General features: G+C 67.6%; 17 protein-coding genes. 16 read left to right on the forward strand and 1 reads right to left on the reverse strand.

The genetic code is table 11. From position 1 onward, the window contains the following. Positions 1-4 precede the first annotated feature (4 nt). Positions 5-3,550: a MobF family relaxase gene (mobF, locus tag N8K70_RS11035; RefSeq protein ID WP_317141219.1), complete on the reverse strand. Its 3,546-nt coding sequence runs from the start codon at positions 3,548-3,550 to the stop codon at positions 5-7. Between the two features lie 506 nt (positions 3,551-4,056). Between mobF and N8K70_RS11040 the strand changes: the two genes are divergently transcribed. The 16 genes from N8K70_RS11040 to N8K70_RS11115 all read left to right on the forward strand — a co-directional run bounded on the left by N8K70_RS11040 (position 4,057) and on the right by N8K70_RS11115 (position 16,718). Next, positions 4,057-5,874, forward strand: coding sequence for an asparagine synthase-related protein (locus N8K70_RS11040; RefSeq protein WP_317138394.1), 1,818 nt, complete (start codon positions 4,057-4,059; stop codon positions 5,872-5,874). Then, positions 5,871-6,131: a lasso peptide biosynthesis PqqD family chaperone gene (locus N8K70_RS11045; RefSeq protein ID WP_317138395.1), complete on the forward strand. Its 261-nt coding sequence runs from the start codon at positions 5,871-5,873 to the stop codon at positions 6,129-6,131. The genes N8K70_RS11040 and N8K70_RS11045 overlap by 4 nt, the downstream gene beginning before the upstream one ends. Continuing rightward, positions 6,128-6,604, forward strand: a complete 477-nt coding sequence (locus N8K70_RS11050; protein ID WP_317138396.1) for a lasso peptide biosynthesis B2 protein — start codon at positions 6,128-6,130, stop codon at positions 6,602-6,604. The genes N8K70_RS11045 and N8K70_RS11050 overlap by 4 nt, the downstream gene beginning before the upstream one ends. Further along, positions 6,604-6,720 (forward strand): keywimysin-related RiPP, encoded by a 117-nt coding sequence (locus N8K70_RS11055; protein ID WP_317141220.1) that lies wholly within the window; start codon positions 6,604-6,606, stop codon positions 6,718-6,720. Before N8K70_RS11050 ends, N8K70_RS11055 begins: the two co-directional genes overlap by 1 nt. 53 nt (positions 6,721-6,773) lie before the next feature. Next, positions 6,774-6,893 (forward strand): keywimysin-related RiPP, encoded by a 120-nt coding sequence (locus N8K70_RS11060; protein ID WP_317138397.1) that lies wholly within the window; start codon positions 6,774-6,776, stop codon positions 6,891-6,893. Positions 6,894-6,997: 104 nt separating this feature from the next. Beyond that, the gene (locus N8K70_RS11065; RefSeq protein WP_317138398.1) at positions 6,998-7,924 is read left to right on the forward strand and encodes an ABC transporter ATP-binding protein; all 927 of its coding nucleotides are present in this window, start codon (positions 6,998-7,000) and stop codon (positions 7,922-7,924) included. Continuing rightward, complete coding sequence (locus tag N8K70_RS11070; RefSeq protein ID WP_317138399.1) at positions 7,921-8,808, forward strand: ABC transporter permease; 888 nt, start codon at positions 7,921-7,923, stop codon at positions 8,806-8,808. The genes N8K70_RS11065 and N8K70_RS11070 overlap by 4 nt, the downstream gene beginning before the upstream one ends. An 11-nt stretch (positions 8,809-8,819) precedes the next feature. Next, entirely contained in the window at positions 8,820-10,049 is a 1,230-nt protein-coding gene (locus N8K70_RS11075) for a sensor histidine kinase (RefSeq protein WP_317138400.1), read from the forward strand. Further along, a complete protein-coding gene (locus N8K70_RS11080) occupies positions 10,046-10,723 on the forward strand; it encodes a response regulator transcription factor (protein ID WP_317138401.1) in 678 nt (225 codons plus the stop codon). The genes N8K70_RS11075 and N8K70_RS11080 overlap by 4 nt, the downstream gene beginning before the upstream one ends. Positions 10,724-10,854: 131 nt before the next feature. Then, entirely contained in the window at positions 10,855-11,760 is a 906-nt protein-coding gene (locus N8K70_RS11085) for an ABC transporter ATP-binding protein (protein WP_317138402.1), read from the forward strand. Between the two features lie 11 nt (positions 11,761-11,771). Beyond that, positions 11,772-12,506, forward strand: coding sequence for an ABC transporter permease (locus N8K70_RS11090; RefSeq protein ID WP_317138403.1), 735 nt, complete (start codon positions 11,772-11,774; stop codon positions 12,504-12,506). A 2-nt stretch (positions 12,507-12,508) separates the two neighbouring features. Beyond that, positions 12,509-13,258: an ABC transporter permease gene (locus N8K70_RS11095; protein WP_317138404.1), complete on the forward strand. Its 750-nt coding sequence runs from the start codon at positions 12,509-12,511 to the stop codon at positions 13,256-13,258. Between the two features lie 23 nt (positions 13,259-13,281). After that, positions 13,282-13,677 (forward strand): hypothetical protein, encoded by a 396-nt coding sequence (locus N8K70_RS11100; protein ID WP_317138405.1) that lies wholly within the window; start codon positions 13,282-13,284, stop codon positions 13,675-13,677. Between the two features lie 30 nt (positions 13,678-13,707). Then, positions 13,708-14,814, forward strand: a complete 1,107-nt coding sequence (locus N8K70_RS11105) for a VanZ family protein (protein ID WP_317138406.1) — start codon at positions 13,708-13,710, stop codon at positions 14,812-14,814. A gap of 3 nt (positions 14,815-14,817) precedes the next feature. Continuing rightward, complete coding sequence (locus tag N8K70_RS11110) at positions 14,818-15,783, forward strand: helix-turn-helix transcriptional regulator (RefSeq protein ID WP_317138407.1); 966 nt, start codon at positions 14,818-14,820, stop codon at positions 15,781-15,783. Positions 15,784-15,809: 26 nt separating this feature from the next. Next, positions 15,810-16,718, forward strand: coding sequence for a helix-turn-helix transcriptional regulator (locus N8K70_RS11115; protein WP_317138408.1), 909 nt, complete (start codon positions 15,810-15,812; stop codon positions 16,716-16,718). Positions 16,719-16,787 lie beyond the last annotated feature (69 nt).

Raw genomic sequence — 16,787 nt, forward strand, 5'->3', positions numbered from 1 at the left:
GATTCTAGAGAGTGCGACTTCTCTGAGCTGGTGGCGCCGTACCACCCAATTCCTGGACTGCTACTCGGAGATCACTTAGCCTTCGTGCCCTGTCGAGCGCGGCACGGGCGCGGGCGGCGTCGAGCTTCTGCGTCTCGGTCTCGGCGGGTGCTCCGAGGGGTGGGGGCCCAGTGACGCCGTAGCGGTCGCGGTAGACAGCGATGGTGCGCGCGGCGTTCCGCCATTCGTGGGCTGCTCGTGCCTGTTTCGGCTGGACGCCGAGTTTCGTGATCCACTCGTGTTTCTCGGTGAGCGCGTTGTCGAGGAGTGCGTCGGTCCGGGTCTCGATGAGGTTGCGCCGCTCTGCCAGTGCCTGCCGCATCTCCGATGGCATGGTGCCAGTGGCTTCGGGGATGAGGCCGGCGATCAAGCGTGGTGCCTTCCGCGTGCGACCGGACCCTCCAGGTCGGGCGGTCGCCTTAGCGACGCGGTAGTGAAGGATGGCCGCGATGTCATCGGCGTCCCCGAACCCGCGTGCTCCCACGAGGCGCGGCAGCAGGGCGTCGATGTCGTGCTGGTTCGCCTCTGCCCGCCGCAGCTCGGTGGTCAGCGCTCCGAATGCGGGTGAGGAGATCGTGTCGTCTGCGTCGTCGTTGCTGAGCCCAGACGATCGGATGAGTGTGGCCCAGCGGTCGTGTTGTGCGGCAGCGGCCAGGGTCTCGTATTCTGCGGCGAGCTGCGCGATCGAGCCCCACGTGTTCTGCTCGACGGTGATCGTCTCGTGCGCGGACCGCTCGGCGCCGACGTGCTGCAGCACCCCGAACAGCACCGAGCGGGCAGTGGCCTCGGTGTTGTCGCCGGGGTGTGGTCCGTCGTGGGCGGGGTCGGGCTTGTCGATGGCGACGTAGGTGATGTTCTGCTTGCGGCCTCGTGTCATGGCGACGTAGAACGTCTCTCTGGTCATCGACGCGTCTGCCAGGACGTGCGAGGAGTCGACCGTGATGCCCTGCGCCCGGTAGGAGGTGATGGCGTAGCCGAGGTCGAGATGTTCGGCCGCGTACTTGGCCGGGACCACGACCGATGCGCCCCACGTACGCCCGGCGCGGCGCAAGGTAAGAGCGCCGTCGTCGCGGACCTCGGTGACGTTCCACCTGTCGCCGTTGCGGACCCAGGACCGGCCGGCGCGCAGGCGGCGGTCGTTGCGGCGGGTGATGACGGTGTCCCCGGCCGCGGCACGGGTGCCGTCGTGCAGCTCGACCTCGCGGCGGGCGTTCACGGTGCCGTCGAGGATCAGATCAGCGCGCGCCCTGTTGTTGAGCGCCTGGACGGACTCGTTGGAGTCGGTGACGAGGATGCTGGCTCGCCCGTCGAGGGGGTCCGTACGCCAGGCGGTGTAGGCGGCGTCGATCATCTCCTCTGTCTCCCCGCCGATCACGCGGCCGTGCTCGGCGTAGGTGTCGATGACGTCGGTGCGGCCGTACCGCAGCGCGAGGGATGCGGTCTTCTCCCACACGTTCACGAACCGGTGCACGTCGAACAGCTCCGGGACATCGTCGCGGTCGCGGACGAGGAGGGAGAACGCGCCCCCGGCTGTAACGGACTGAAGCTGGGCGTGATCCCCGACCAGCAGCACCTTCGCCCCGCCTTCCGCCGCCAATGTGGTGATGCGGTCGAGGGAGAGCGTGCCCGCCAGGGACGCCTCGTCGACGATGACGAGCTGTCCCTTGCGGAACGTCTCCCCGGTGCGGTCGTGGGTGTCGAGCCACTTCGCCGTGTTCTCGGTCTGGATGCCGAGGTCATCAGCCAAAACCTGCGCGGCGACCGCGGACGGCGCGAGCCCGACCACGCTGCCGCGCCCGTGCTCGTGCTCCCACGCCCGCCGCAACGCCGACATCGCCGTAGTCTTCCCCGCACCGGCCGGGCCGACCAGCACATCGACCATCCGGCCCGAGAGCGCGACCTTCGTCAACGCGGCTGCCTGGTCGTCACCGAGCATCCGCCCCTTGCTGTCGGGGCGTTTCGTGATTCGTTCGACGGTGGTCAGCGGAACCGTCGGCGCAGTGGTGGTGCGGGCGCGCTCGAGGAGGCGGTCTTCGGCAGCCAGCAGCACCTCGGAGGAGAACAGCGCGGAGTGCTTCGGACGGAACACACTCGTGCCGTCCGGTCGGCGGAACTCCGCCGGGCTAGATGCGAGCTCCGGCGGGGTCAGGCGCAGCGACGCTGCTTCGGCGGCATCCACGACCAGTCCGACGACGGCTTCGCGATCCTCGGTCGACGCGAACCGGTAATCCATCGTTTGCCTCGCCGCCTCAGCGGTGAGATTCCACCGGTGCCAGGTGGAGCGCTTCTCACCTACCGCGGCCACCACGTCTCGCCCGAGCGAGGCGACCACGTCGAGCGGCACGTCATCGGCGCGCAGCAGCAACGGCTCATCGTTCACCGTCACGCCGCGCGCCCACGAGGTCGCATCCTCCCCGAGCACCCTCCCGGCCCGCTCCCGCCACGAGGCCGTGAGGTCAGCCAGCGACCACACCTCCTTCTCCGGCCGAGTGGTGAGCGTGGCCTGGGCGCGGAGCTTCATGATCGTCACCGGCGACGGCCGCCGCCCATGCTCGGAGACGTAGTTGTCGATGAGGCGATCGGTCTCGGCGTCGATGTACCGGGCACGAGTGGAGAACTCCTTGACCAGTGCCTCCGGCACCCCGGTGATCGCCCAGGCGGGGTTCCGGTCGCGGCCTCTATCCCGCGCCTCCCAAGAGACGCCGAGCATTCGGGTGAGGTGGTCCGCGAAGACCGCCTCGTGCAGTTCGGAGAGCGCGACGACAGCCGCGTGCATCGGCCGCCCATCCAGGCTGCGCCATTTCCCGTCAAGGACGGCCTGGACCTTGTTGCTGATGACGACGTGCGTGTGCAGATGGGGGTCGCCCGCCCGGCTGTCGTAGTGGTCGAACGCGGTGGCGATCAGACCTGCGACATCGACCTGCGCAACCGCGCCGTCGCGGCCGCTTGCGCCCGTGCGCGTGGCTGCAACCTCCCGCTCCATGAACGCAACGACCTCCGCAACCGCCGCATGGTGTGCGTCCGCGATCAACGTCTGCGTCCCGGCATCCGCAACCGCCCAGAGCACGCTCGCGGACTTCGGGACCGAGAACGTGAAGTCGAACCCCGCAACCGCCCGTCGCGTCCCACGCTCGGCCTCCTCCGCTTCGATCGCCACGACCGCCTCCGCACGTGACGCCGGCCCGAGGGATGGATCAAGCGCCTCGGTGCGCGCCTCAATCCGCTCAGCCACGGTTCGGTACTCGGGGTACGCACGGCCAAGCGGTTCCCCCGTCATCGGGTCACGGCCCATACCGACCAGGAGCTGGAGTTGGACTTCGGAGACGTGATCGCCTGCGCTGATCCGCCCACTGCCGAGCGTGGCGATCCCGGCGCCGAGCCACCGGCCCGGCGGGGTGCCCTCGGAGTTGTAGTAACGCGTCAGCGGGGTGGAGAGCGAGCGGTCGCCGTCGCTGGCCGCGACTGTGCGCAGCAGGTACTTGTAACCGTCGCCCGCCGACATCACGCGCATCGAGACCGTCACCCAGGCCGCCCTTCTCCGTCTGCTCACAAGGTGAGCAGCGGCCCGCTGACGGCGGGCTCAACCTCGATCTGCAAGAGGCGTGTTGGCTCCGATACGAGATTCGGGAGGGCTGCTCGACAGGGCGGCGCCGCCGGTGCGAGACCGGGTACAGGAGGCGGCGCGAGCACCTGGAAGTTGAGCAGCCCGATATCGAGTTCACGGCAGCGAGCAGCGCGTGGCAGACCTGACGTACCGCCTCGCACGGACTCCTGCGTCCGGGATCACGACATCAGTGTTCGCTATGAGGTCGGATTCCGGGGTTCCGTCGACCGCCCGATGTACGAGGCGCGTAGACCTCTATCACGACATCGGGACGACGCAGAAGCGGACGCCTTCTCGATCCCGACATCGAATCGAGCATGGCGGCCGGTCGACCCTCGCCGGTCACGACGACCGTCAGGCGAACGGGTGATGGTGACGGAGGTGCTGGCCAGGTGGAGTCGATTCAGTCATTCGTGATCGCACTGCCGGATACGGATCGTGCCGCCCGCCTGATTGAGGGACAGGTCGGCCACGCAACTCATCGGCTCCTCTATCCTTCTGGCCGGCCATGGCTCGTGGCCAGCGCCCCGGACCATCTCCCGTTCCTGATCTCTTCCGACGGAACGGCGGCCGTGATCGGCCCCGTCGGCGCCGATCAGGCGCAGCTCGATCGGTCAGTGAGATCTGCGCGCTCCCCGGGTGACTTCGCCAGGATCCAGAAGATCTACGCGGGGAGCTTCTCGGTCGTCGGCATCTTCCGGGGCTCTCTGTATGCCAGCGCCCCTGCACTCGAGAGCCGCCGGATGTTCTGGAGCATGATCCACGGCGTACCTGTCGTCGCGGACCGCGCGGATGTCCTCGCGCGTCTCGGAGGTTTCGCTCTCGACGACGGCTCGGTGGCGCTGCGTCTCAGCCGGGGCGTGCCGCATCCCGTCGATTCGGCTCCGATGTGGCGCGAGATATCGGCGGTCCCGGGCGGCCAGTTCATCATCGTCGACGCTGACGAGCGCGTGAGCACGCAGAGCTGGTGGTCGCGCCCTGCCCCTGTCCTGGACCGCCGTGAAGGTGCTGCGGCAGTCCGCGAGGCGATCGCCGATTCGGTGGCCGTCCGGGTGCCCCCAAGCGGCACGTTCGCGTGTGATCTGTCGGGCGGGCTGGACTCGACGCCGCTGTGCTACTTCGCGGCACAATCGGGCAGGCCATTGATCGCTCGCACATTCTTCACAGAGGACCCCGGAGGACGCGAGGACCTGGACTGGGCGAAGCGAGCACTCCCGGCCATGAGCTCGATCAGCGAGCATGTCGTGTTCTCGACAGCAGGCATCCCGGGCTTCTATGAGGACCTCTACGGTCTCGGTGTTCCCCTCGACGAACCGACACAGGCCGGCGGCACGATCCCGCGGGTCAGGCACATGCTCCGTGACGACCTCGAACGGGACGTGTCGGTACACATCAACGGTCTCGGAGGTGACCACCTGTTCCGGGGAGTGCGAGCGTGGAATCACACCCTCGCCAGGTCACGACCGGCTCTCGCCTGGTCGAGGGCCCGCGCCGAAGACATTCCGTCCCGCGTGCCCGCCAGGACGACGGCGCGGCAGCTTGCGGACCGCCGGCCGTACCGTCGCTGGCTGCTCGACAGCATCGGGGACGCCGAGCTCGGAGTCGAGCCACCCCAGCTGCCTCGGTCAAATGACTGGTCCGTGCCGGTCACCCTGCCGCCCTGGCTGACAGCGGATGGGCGAAACGAGATCCTCCGCCGCCTGCATTCGGCCGCAGAAGATGCGGAGCCGCTCGCGCCAGGAATCGCCGGTCATTTCGACCTCTTCACCGTGAGGCAAGCCGGCCGGCTGGCCCGCAGCATGGGGCTGATCGGTGACGCCATGGGAGTCTCCTACGACTCACCGCTGCTGGACGACCGCGTCGTCGAGGCAGTCTTCTCCGTGAGGTACGAGGAGCGCGACACGCCGGTCGATTGGAAGCCGCTGATCAAGGAGGCGATGGCAGGCCTGCTCCCGGCCGACTACCTCCGGCGCACGAACAAGATCGGGGGCGCGCCCCAGGCGGTCCGGGGATACGCGGCGAACTACGAGACGCTCCGCGCTCTCTGGGAGGAGTCGGGCGTTCTGGACTCGGGCTACGTCGACAGGGACGCGCTCTTCGAGAACGCCTCGCCGTCATCCACCGCCACTCCTTCGAGTCACATCCACGCGCTCACTGACGCGGCGATATTCGCCCAATCTCAGAGATCCGGGTCATCTCTTTCCTCTCTAGACATCCAGGAGCAGAAGTGACGAACACACCCGAAACCAGGAACCCGTCGCTTCACCGTGTGTCGACCGAGTATGGCGACGTCATCCTCAACGAGAGGACCGGGGCCTACTGGCATCTGAACGAGAGCGCATCGCGAGTCGTCGCCGTGCTCGACAGCGGGGGTTCAGTGGAAGATGCCGTGCGCGACCTTGTCGACGTCTACGAGATCGACGAAGTACGCGCTCGCCAGGACATCGAGGTCATCTCGGCCAGCCTGCAGAAGCTGGGGGCGCTATGAGTGAAGTGCTCCCCGAGACACCCGCCCGGCTCACATTCATTGAACGCGTGCAAGTCCAGGCGGCGCTTATCGGCGCCCGGGCGATTCAGGGACGGTCCCCGGACAAGATGCGCACATGGCTTGAGAGGGTGGCGACCGGTGCGGCGCCCGCCAGCTACGCCGAGACGAAGCTCGCGCGCGATCAGGTCCTGACTGTGAGCGCCTACTGCAGAGGAGGCACAGCGTGCCTGCTCCGGTCGATAGCTGTCGCGCTCGTGTGCCGTCAGCGGAGCACCTGGCCCACCTGGGCGGTCGGGGTACTCGCCGTTCCGCCGTTCGCAGCTCACGCCTGGGTCGAAGCCGAAGGACGCATCGTCGACGAGCCGATGGACGAGACGGACTACAAGGCGTTCTTCAAGGTGCAACCGAGCCGTCGACCGTCCCTCCGGCCGGTCGAACTTCCCAACGCGTCACGAGAGGAGGTGCAACCGTGATGGACAAGACCTACGAGGCTCCCGCCCTCGTCGAGCTCGGCAGCTTCGCTGCCGTGACCGGCGCCGGCATCGGCACGTCGGCCGAGGGCTGGTGGCCCCTGGCGGACCGCCCCTGAACGCCCCGCGACAGCTCCTGTCGCGCCGAGAACGATGAGAGGAGGTGACAGCAATGACCAGCAAGTACGAGGCACCGGCGCTTGTGCAGGTGGGAGATTTCCACCACGACACGGGCGAGTTCATCGGCCCGCACGATGAGCAGATCCTCCCGCTCGAGGATCACTCACCGTGATCTGTGCCGTTCAGCCCAACCGGCCCGGTACGAGGCGAACACGCGTCGTCTCGTACCGGGCCGTTCTTCCGATCAGCATGCCCGGACCATGAGAGGAGCACCGCATGCACGATGGCCACTCCCCCGCGGTCGAGATCAGTGACCTTCGCATGCGTTACGGCACCCGCGACGTCCTGCGCGGCATCGACCTGCGCATCGACCGGGGAACGATCCTCGGCCTGCTCGGGCCCAATGGTGCGGGCAAGACCACGACAATCGAGATCCTTGAAGGCTTCCGGCGCCGCTCCTCCGGCACTGTCCGAGTCCTCGGACAGGACCCTCAGCACGGCGACGAGCGCTGGCGCGCCCGCCTCGGCATCGTGCTCCAGGACTGGAGAGACCATCGGCGCTGGCGCGTCGGTGAACTCCTTGAGCATCTCGGTCGCTACTACAAGCCCTACAGCACGCCCGCGCGGCCTCGCCCGATCCCCGCCGGGCGGCTGCTCGCGCAGTTCGGTCTCCAGCAGCAAGCCTCGACGAGCATCGCCAAGCTCTCCGGCGGCCAGAGGCGCCGGCTGGATGTCGCGATCGGGCTGGTGGGGAATCCTGAGCTGCTGTTCCTAGACGAGCCGACCGTGGGGTTCGACCCTGAGGCCCGCCAAGGATTCCATCAGGCGATCTGGCAGATCTCGCAGACGAGCGACACCGCCATCGTCCTGACGACTCACGACCTCGCCGAGGCGGAGAGGCTGGCGAGCAGGATCGCGATCCTGAATCACGGCCGGATCGTCATCGACGACACCCCGGCGATGCTGAAGGCCCGTCTCGCGAGCCGTGCTGTCGTCTCCTACCGTCTGCACGGACGCGAATACCGTCACGACGTTCCCGCCGATGAGGTCGAGGCCTTCGTTCACGAGGTGCTCGCCGATCGCTCTCAGATCACCCAGCTGGAGGTGGTGCGGCCCAGCCTGGAGAGCGCCTACCTCGATCTCGTGAGCGATGAGTCGCGGATCAACGTCGGAAAGCCGGTGGCGCAGGACGTGGTTGCATGAGATTCCCCCTCACCGCGCTGAGCGCCGGAGTCTCCCGCGGTGCCATCGAACTGCGTCAGGGGCTGAGCCTGATCGCGAACTACGTCTTCTTCCCGACGATCGCGATCGTGGTGATGTACTTCCTGCGCGACTTCCGCGTCGCTGAGGACGGTCCGTCCCTGGGCATGTACGCGATTCCCGGGATCGTCGCGATGAACATCCTGTTCACGAGCCTGATGGGGGTTGCCTCGGCGCTGCTCACCGAACGGGAGGATGGCACGCTGCTGCGCGTGAGGACTGTCCCGCACGGGACGGTCGGCTACCTGGTCGGAAAGATCCTGAGCCAGACGGCGCTGACGCTGGTGACCTTCGTCGTGGTCATGACTCTCGCTGTCGTCCTCTTCGACGGCTTCGCCCCCGATCCGCTGAGGGTCCTGAGCCTGCTGTGGGTGCTGCCGCTGGGCATCGCGGCAATGCTCCCCCTGGGCATCGCCATCGGTGGCCTGGTCAAACAGCCAAGGCAGCTCAGCCTCCTGTCGCTGCTGCTGATGGGAATGACCGCGGTGTGCGGTATTTTCTATCCGCTCGCGTTGCAAGGCACCGGCCTCCAGGTGGTCGGGCAGTGCCTGCCGCTGTACTGGCTCGGGCTGGGAATGCGTTCGGCACTTCTCCCGGAGGAGATCGCATCGTTCGAGATCGGGGAAAGCTGGAGGGCTGCCGAGACGGCTCTCGTGCTCGGCGCGTGGGCTGTTGCCGCGACAGCTCTCGCCCTCTACGCGCTGCGTCGGATGACGCACCGCGCCTCCGGTTCCCGGCGCCCGTCGCTGCCAGACGTACTGCAACCGCGGCTGAAGTCGCAGTCGAGCGGCATACGACCCCAGGCCCCGCGAGAAGTCCGACGGTAGAATCCCTGGCCATGGATGGAGGCACCGCCGGCCGGGACCGCGGCGGCGGAGCCCTGCCTGGCGGCGGTGAGGAGCGGGGCCGTGGGACGTGGTTCCGGCAGCATCCCCGCCTTATCGACCTGGTCGTGGTACTCGCGATCTTCGCCTACAACCTGCCGATCCAGTTCGGCTCCGTGCCGGAAGGCCTGTGGCCAGGGACGTCTCTGGCGCTGTCGGTGGCACTGTGCGCGCCGTACCTGTGGCGGCGACGCCGCCCGCTCCTGGTCTACGCCTGCATCCAGGCGGCAGCCTTCGCGCAGATCGGGCTCGGCGTCGGGCTGCTGGTGGCCGACGTGCTGCTGCTGCTCGCCGTATACAACCTCGCCGTCCGCATGCGCTGGCAGGTTTCCGCAGCCGCCGCTGCTGTCACTGTCGCGTGGCTGCTCATCGCCGTAGGCCCCGCTCTATCGCTGGGCCACCTGAGCATCGGTGACGTGGGAGTCCTCATCGCCGTCATCGCGTGGGCGTGGACGTGGGGGCGTCTGGTCCAGACCCGTCGTCGTTACATCGGCAGCCTGCACGAACGAGCCGAGCAGCTCGAGCGGGAGAAGGCGGCGGAAGCAGCGATGGCCGCCACCGCGGAGCGCACGCGGATCGCCCGCGAGATCCACGATGTCGTCTCTCACAGCCTCAGCGTGATGGTCGTGATGTCCGATGGCGCGGCGACGACGATCGACGCCGAGCCCGCTCAATCCAAGACCGCCATGCTGGCCGTCCGAGACACCGGCCGCACAGCGCTGGCAGACATGCGCCGGATGCTCGGGGTCCTACGTGACGGTGAGCCGGGGTCACGGGCACCCCAGCCCGGGATCGCTCAGCTCGACCGCCTCATCGAGGACTCTGCTGCGGCTGGCCTGCCGGTGACCTTCAGCGTGGAGGGACAGCCCGGTCCTGTGGCCGCGAGCGTGGACCTCACGGTGTACCGCGTCGTCCAGGAGGCGCTGACGAACGTGCGCCGGCATGCCGGCCCCTCGGTGACGGAGGTGCGCGTGATGGTGCGGCACGAAAAGGACATGATCCGCGTGAGCGTCAGCGACGACGGAGCCGGGCCAGCTGAGAATGCCGCTGCACAGGGTGGCCATGGCCTGATCGGCATGCGCGAGCGGGTCGCCGCCCATCAGGGCGTGCTGCGGACCGGCGCACGCCCGGACGGCGGCTTCGAGGTGAACGCGACCGTGCCGAAGGAGAGCGCAGGCCTATGAGCATCCGCGTGGTCTTGGTCGATGACCAGGAGATGATCAGGATGGGCTTCCGGATGGTCCTGAGCTCCCGGCCCGAGATCGAGGTCGTGGGCGAGGCTTCTGACGGGGATGAGGTGCTCGCGGTGCTGGCCGAGCACCCGGCGGATGTCGTGCTCATGGACGTCCGGATGCCCCGTGTGAACGGCATCGACGCCACCCTGCGCATCAATCAGCTGGATGATCCGCCGCGGGTTCTGGTCCTGACGACATTCGACCTCGACGAGTACGCCTATGAGGCTCTTCATGCGGGTGCCTCCGGGTTCCTTCTGAAGGATGCGCCGTTGGAGGAGATCGCGTCAGCGATCCGTCACGTGCACGACGGGGATGCCGTGGTCGCACCGAGCACCACCCGAAGGCTGCTCGAGCAGTTCACCCGGGCGGGCACGCGGGGCACGCACGATGACAGCGCATCGCGAGCAGCCTCGTTCGAGCACCTCACCCCCCGCGAAGACGAGGTCCTGCGCCTGGTCGCCCGGGGGCTGTCGAACCGGGAGATCGCCGACGAGCTGGTGCTGACCGAAGGAACCGTGAAGGTCCATGTCGGCCACGTGCTCACCAAGCTCGGCCTGCGCGATCGCGTCCAGGCCGTGGTACTCGCCTACGAGACCGGTCTGATCACCCCAGGAAGCGGCTGACTCACTGCGTGATGCGCTTCGGCATCTCCCGCCCATAGCGCATCGGGTCGCCATCTATGCCTTAGGTGGTAGGCGGAAGATATGCCCGAGGCGAGACGACGTCGCGTCTCCGCGCGGGAATCGTTGAGGGCATGGCTTATGCAGTCGAGACCTCGAACCTGACCAAGCGCTACGGCGATCGCACCGTCGTCGAGGATCTCGGCCTGCGCATCCCCCAAGGGTCCGTGTACGGCTTTCTCGGCCCGAACGGGGCCGGCAAGTCCACGACGATGAAGATGCTGCTCTCGCTGATCCGGCCCACCAGCGGCGAGGTCCGCGTGCTCGGCCAGCCCATGACGCGCGGCACCCGGCGGGAACTGCTCGGCAGCGTCGGATCGCTGATCGAGTCGCCCCCCGGGTACGCGCACCTCACCGGCGCGGAGAACATGCGACTCGTCCAGCGGCTTCTGGGTCTGAACCGGCAGCAGGTCGACTATGCCGTGCACGCCGTGCGCTTGCAGGATCAGATGGGCAAGAGGGTTCGCGACTACTCGCTGGGAATGAAGCAGCGTCTCGGGATCGCGATGGCGCTGGCCCGGCAGCCGAGGCTGCTCATCCTCGATGAGCCGACCAACGGACTGGACCCGGCGGGCATCGAGGAGATGCGCGTCCTGTTGCGGCGCCTCGCACAGGGCGGTGTGACCGTCATGGTGTCGTCGCATCTGCTTGGCGAGATCGACAAGACCGCCACCGTACTGGGCATCCTCAGCCAGGGCCAGATGATCTTCCAGGGCACCCGTGCAGAGCTGATGGCCGCATCCACGCCAGACGTGATCTTCACCTGCAGCGACCCTCAGCGCGCCACATCGAGGCTCAGCTCCTTCGACGCACGGCTGACCGAGGAAGGCGAGGTCGCCGTTCCCCGGCTGGATGATCGCCAGACCGCAGGGATAGTCGCCGCCCTCGTGGGCGAGCAAGTGGGCGTCTACGGCGTTCGGCGAGACGAGCAGACCCTTGAGGACGTCTTCATGCGCCTCACCGCCGGAGGCCAGCTGTGATCGCCCGCGCAGTGGCCGGCGAGTTCGCCAAGATGCGGCACCTCCGCATCGGCCTGATTGCGGCCGCCATGGTGATCGCCGTGGTCGTGCTCGCGCTCTACACGGTCGTCTCCAGCCCCGGGTTCTCGCCTGACGAGGCTGGGGCGTGGAACGCGCTGCTCGCCGGGATGTCCCTGGGGATTCCACTTGTCTCCCCGCTCCTGCTGGCGGTCCTGGCCTCACGGCAGACCGACATCGAGCATCAGGGCAACGGCTGGCTGCTGCAGTCGACCTCGGGTCTCACCCCCGGTGCGGTGTGCCGGGCGAAGCTCATCGCGCTCGGCAGCATCGTGACGGCGGTGACGCTCGGCACCGGGATCATCGTGCTGGGCGCGGGCAGGCTCCTGGCCGGCATCCGCGTGTCGCTCCCTCTCGGCCACTGGAGCGGCTTCATCCTTTGCATGCTCGTGGTCAACCTCGCTGTCCTCGCCCTGCACATCCTGCTCTCGGCAAAGGTCGAGAACCAGCTCGTGGCCCTCGGGATCGGTGCCCTGGGCTGCGTGGCAGCGGTGTTCTCGCAGGGGCTTCCCGCCACGCTGGCCCACGTGACGCCGTGGGGGTACTACGCCCTGGCAAGAGCCGCCGATTACGAGGGCGACCGGTTCGTCGCGCTTCCTCTCTCCTATCCGAGCATCCTTGTGCTCGCGATCATCGTCGGCGGGCTATTCCTCCTGTTCACTCACCGCTTCGACCGTCAGGAGGCCTGATCATGCGTGCGATATCCGCCGAACTCCTCAAGCTCAAGCGATCACTGGCCTGGCCGATCGTCGTGTTGCTGCCGATCGTCCTGGTACTCGCCGGCGCAGCGACCCAGCTCGCACGCGGCACGGAGCCCGAGAACGGCTGGGACACCGTGTGGCTGCAGTCCGTGGGCTTCTACGGCCTGTTCCCGCTCGCGATCGGTATCGCCATCCTGGGCTCCCTCGTCTGGCGCGCAGAACACCGTGGCAGCAACTGGAACGCCCTCATGAGCGGGCCCACGCGGTCGCTGAGCATCGTGGTCGCCAAAGCCGGGGTCGTCGCCGGTCTCACCGCGATCATGCAGATCGTGCTCGTGCTCGCGGTGATCGCGGTCGGCAAGCTCGCCTTCGGATTGCCCGGAGTGCTCCCCGCCGAGCACATCGGCGTGGCGGGACTCCTGGTGCTCGCCACCATCCCGGCTGCCGCGCTCCAATCGGCGCTGTCCATGTTCCTGCGCTCCTTCGCAGCACCCGTCGCCGTGGCACTGGTCCTCTCCGGGATCTCCACCGCAGCGCTCCTGATGCTCGGCAACGCCGCACTCGTCTCGCCCTACGGCCTCGCCACCCGGACAACGCTGCTGGGCACCGGCTCCTTTGCCGACAGCGGCGCGATCACACCAGAGGACGTCGCCGGGATCGTCGTGGCCTCAGCGGTCCTGACCGCGCTGCTGATCGCGCTGACCACGCTCGTCCTGAACCGCCGGGACACCCGCATCTGACCCCCTCCAGGAAGGAAACAGCCATGTCCACCCCGCAGCCACCGCTGGTGCACGTGCACCAGCCCGCCCACTCCGCACCACCGGCGACAGGACGGTCCGCGACCCCGAGCGGTGTCGTCGCGCTCGTCCTCGCAGGCGCAGCACTCTTCTTCTCGCCCGTCTTCCTGCTGATCCCGTATGTCGGCTTCTTCCCCGCGCTCATCGCCGGGGGCGGAGCGGTCATCGCAGGGCTCGGACTACGCGGAAGCACTCGCGGTACGGCGACCGCGGTGACAGGACTGATCGTCTCCGTCATCATCTTCGCGCTGCTCGCCGGCATCGCCACCATGTGGAACTTCGTCGTCGCCGATCCCGCCATCCGGGACTACGACGAGCTCCACGAGGTGATCGACCACATCAAGCAGCTGATCTTCGGCTGATCACGAGCGAGGCAGCGCGAGGTCCCTGAGATGAGCGAGCAAGTCGTCGTCTCCGTCGTCGTGGGCCTCGTTGTCTCGGCCGTGTGCTTCCTGCCCCTCGTGTTGTGGCAGTACCGCCGCTACGGCCGATTCAATGGAGCCAGAACCGTCTGGACCGTCACTGCATTCGTCTACGCCGCGGGCCTGGTGGCTTTCACGGTCTTCCCGTTGCCCGACTTCTCCGAGGACTACTGCACCGCCCACCACGTCCGCCCGCTGCTCGATCCGCTGCGGTTCCCCCGCGAAGTGACAGCGGTCATCCGGGAGCGAGGCGTGATCGCGCTCACCGGAGACTGGGTGGTCTGGGAGTTCGCGCTCAACATGGTGCTGTTCGTCCCCTTCGGCCTCATCGCCCGCCGCGTCTTCGAGTGCTCACGGCCCACAGTGCTCGGCGCCGCCGTCGGGGTCTCGATCCTCATCGAACTGACGCAGCTGACCGGGAACTGGGGGCTGGCTCCCTGCCCGTATCGCTTCGCCGACGTGACCGACTTGGCCACCAATAGCGCCGGAGCGCTCGTCGGGATCGCGCTGGAGCGGCTCACCCCCCGGCTGTTGTCCACCAAAGCCCACCTCCTCGCCCAGCGAGACAGAGCGCGACCCGTGACTCGCGGTCGCCGTCTGCTCGGCATGATGCTGGATGCCTGGTATCTGACCGGCGGCGCAGCAGTGGGCGGGACGATCGCCGCAGTCGTGTACTCCGTAACGAGCAGAGCATCCGATGCCGACTTCACCGCGTCGCAGCTCCTCGAACTGGAACGCGTGATCTTCACAGGAGCATGGGCAGCGGCAGTTCTCATCGCGCTCGCTCCGGCGTTCATCGGCACGGGCGCTTCGCTCGGGCAGAGGACGGTCTACCTTCGCCCCGTCTCTCGGAACGCTCCGAGGATGCGCTGCATCGTCAGAGGTACCACTGTGCAGGCAGTCGTTCCCACGCTGCTCTTCGCCGGTTTCCCTCTGGCCATCCTGGGGCCGGTTCACGTCATGGTCGCCGTTGCTGCCGTCTTCGTGGATGCCCGGGGAATCAGCTACCGACTGGCTGGTCTGGGCCTCGAAGACGTTCGCAGCGGACTGCAGACGCCCGAGCCAGCGAGGGCGTGACCGATGACGACGAAGCGCAATGAACTCCAGCCGTCGGCGACAGGCCCGCCACGCAGCCCGGACTACTCGCCGATCCTGGTACGCACGGGCTCATTCCACCGCGTCTCAGAGCCAGCCGCGTTCGACTGCATCAATGTCGTCGTCATCCGCGATGGTTCCGCCCTCCTCCATGGGGAATTCGGCGTCGAGGCTGTTGCCCTGGGCCATGTCGCGCTCCTGGGCGCCAACGTCCGCTACACAACGGAGCCGGATGGCCACGTCACGAGCACCGTCGTCCACCTCGACCCCGATTACGTCGCTGATCAGATCTTCTGGCAGTATGCGCACGCCCTGCACGACCGGCTGGACGCGAAAGAGCTCTTCGCCGGGCTCTTTTCCCAGACTGCGCAAGTGATCAGGTTGGGAGAGGACCGGGTCGGCATGCTCATGCCGTGGCTGGATGAAATGGCGGCTTTGAGTGCCAGCAAGGATGCCGGAGGACATTTCCTCCGCATGCAGGCGCTGTGGCTGCTGATCGCCGATGTCCTCAACCCGCATCTGCGGGTGACGCCGGGCCTAGCGAAAGCAACGGGACCAGCACTCGCCCGGCCGACCCTTCCCCGCGGGCGCAGCTTCGTCTCGATAAGAGGCGAGCTGCTCGCCGTCCGCGACGCGCTGCACCAGGACCCCGCCCGGGACTGGACGCTGCCGGAGCTGGCCGCGACGGCGAACCTGTCCGTGAGGCAGCTGACGCGGGTGTTCAGCGCCACCTTCGGAAAGACGCCTCATGCGTACCTCACAATGCTGCGGGTCGAAAGGATGGCGAAGATCCTCCGCGAGACCGACACGACGGTCGCTGAGGCCGGCAGGAGGGCGGGATGGCGCAGCCGAAGCCGCGCAAATGAGGCGTTCCGGGAGTTCACCGGTAACACGCCATGGGCCTATCGCGAATCCAGTAGGCGCGCCCGTCCCCAGGCAGATGCGGGCTGATGAGCCTCAGGTGAGAAGCCGTGCCAATGCCGTCGAGGACGAACGATCACCAGCCGATCCTGGCGCGGACCGGGACAGCCCATTCGCCGATCGGTCCGGTGGCCTTCGACTGTGTCAGGGTAATCGTCGTCAGGTCGGGCTCGGCGATACTGTTCAGCGAGTTCGGGCAGAAGCCCGTGAACGTCGGGGACGCGGTGATCGTCGGCGCGAACGTGCTGCACGGAGCAGAGCCCGAAGGGCACGTCACTGCCACCACCGTCTACCTGGACACCGACTATGTGATCGATCAGGTGTTCTGGCAGCACGCTGCCCTGCTGCAGGACCGTCTCGAAGCCCAGGAGCTCGCTGAGACCGTCTACTCAGAGCCCGCGCAGATACTCCGCCTGGGCGAGGAGCGCGCCGGGATGCTGATGCCCTGGCTGGACGAGCTGGTCGAGCGGAGCGTCGACGGCGGCTTCGCGCGGAACTTCTACCGGATGCAGGCGGTGTGGTTCAGCATCGCTCACACGATCTCGCCGTTCATGAGGGTCTCCCCGGTGCGGATATCGGCGTCGCAGCGTGCGCACATCCGGCCATCGCTGCCACGGCAACGAAAGTTCGCGCCATTGCGTGCAGAGGCTCGCCGGGCTGCCGAGCTGCTGCGTCAGGCACCGGAAGCACGCTGGACTCTCGATGCTCTTGCCTCACATGTGCACCTGTCGCCTTCGCAGCTCAGCCGCGTATTCGCTGAGGCCTACGGGAAGACGCCGCTGGCGTACCTGACGATGCTGCGCGCGGAGCACCTTGCCAAGTGCTTGCGGGACACCGACCTGCCGATCGAGACTGCGATGCGGCAGGTCGGCTGGCGCAGCCGCGGCCACGCCGCCCAGCAGTTCCGCAAGTACGTGGGGATGACACCCAGGCGGTACCGCCAGCTGACGCTCCGCATGAGCTAAGAGAGACGCTCCCGATCTGAGCATCGTGAGCGGGATATCGGGAGCATCCCGTATCCGAACCCCACCGGG

Origin of the sequence: Microbacterium sp. AB, from assembly GCF_032878875.1 — a bacterium.
GTDB classification, from domain to species: domain Bacteria; phylum Actinomycetota; class Actinomycetes; order Actinomycetales; family Microbacteriaceae; genus Microbacterium; species Microbacterium betulae.

Coding starts and splice junctions, on each gene's coding strand:
- mobF (WP_317141219.1), bottom strand. CDS start 3,550: ATGCGCGTGATGTCGGCGGGCGACGGTTACAAGTACCTGCTGCGCACA.
- N8K70_RS11050 (WP_317138396.1), top strand. CDS start 6,128: ATGAGTGAAGTGCTCCCCGAGACACCCGCCCGGCTCACATTCATTGAA.
- N8K70_RS11055 (WP_317141220.1), top strand. CDS start 6,604: ATGGACAAGACCTACGAGGCTCCCGCCCTCGTCGAGCTCGGCAGCTTC.
- N8K70_RS11060 (WP_317138397.1), top strand. CDS start 6,774: ATGACCAGCAAGTACGAGGCACCGGCGCTTGTGCAGGTGGGAGATTTC.
- N8K70_RS11065 (WP_317138398.1), top strand. CDS start 6,998: ATGCACGATGGCCACTCCCCCGCGGTCGAGATCAGTGACCTTCGCATG.
- N8K70_RS11070 (WP_317138399.1), top strand. CDS start 7,921: ATGAGATTCCCCCTCACCGCGCTGAGCGCCGGAGTCTCCCGCGGTGCC.
- N8K70_RS11075 (WP_317138400.1), top strand. CDS start 8,820: ATGGATGGAGGCACCGCCGGCCGGGACCGCGGCGGCGGAGCCCTGCCT.
- N8K70_RS11080 (WP_317138401.1), top strand. CDS start 10,046: ATGAGCATCCGCGTGGTCTTGGTCGATGACCAGGAGATGATCAGGATG.
- N8K70_RS11085 (WP_317138402.1), top strand. CDS start 10,855: ATGGCTTATGCAGTCGAGACCTCGAACCTGACCAAGCGCTACGGCGAT.
- N8K70_RS11095 (WP_317138404.1), top strand. CDS start 12,509: ATGCGTGCGATATCCGCCGAACTCCTCAAGCTCAAGCGATCACTGGCC.
- N8K70_RS11100 (WP_317138405.1), top strand. CDS start 13,282: ATGTCCACCCCGCAGCCACCGCTGGTGCACGTGCACCAGCCCGCCCAC.
- N8K70_RS11105 (WP_317138406.1), top strand. CDS start 13,708: ATGAGCGAGCAAGTCGTCGTCTCCGTCGTCGTGGGCCTCGTTGTCTCG.
- N8K70_RS11110 (WP_317138407.1), top strand. CDS start 14,818: ATGACGACGAAGCGCAATGAACTCCAGCCGTCGGCGACAGGCCCGCCA.
- N8K70_RS11115 (WP_317138408.1), top strand. CDS start 15,810: ATGCCGTCGAGGACGAACGATCACCAGCCGATCCTGGCGCGGACCGGG.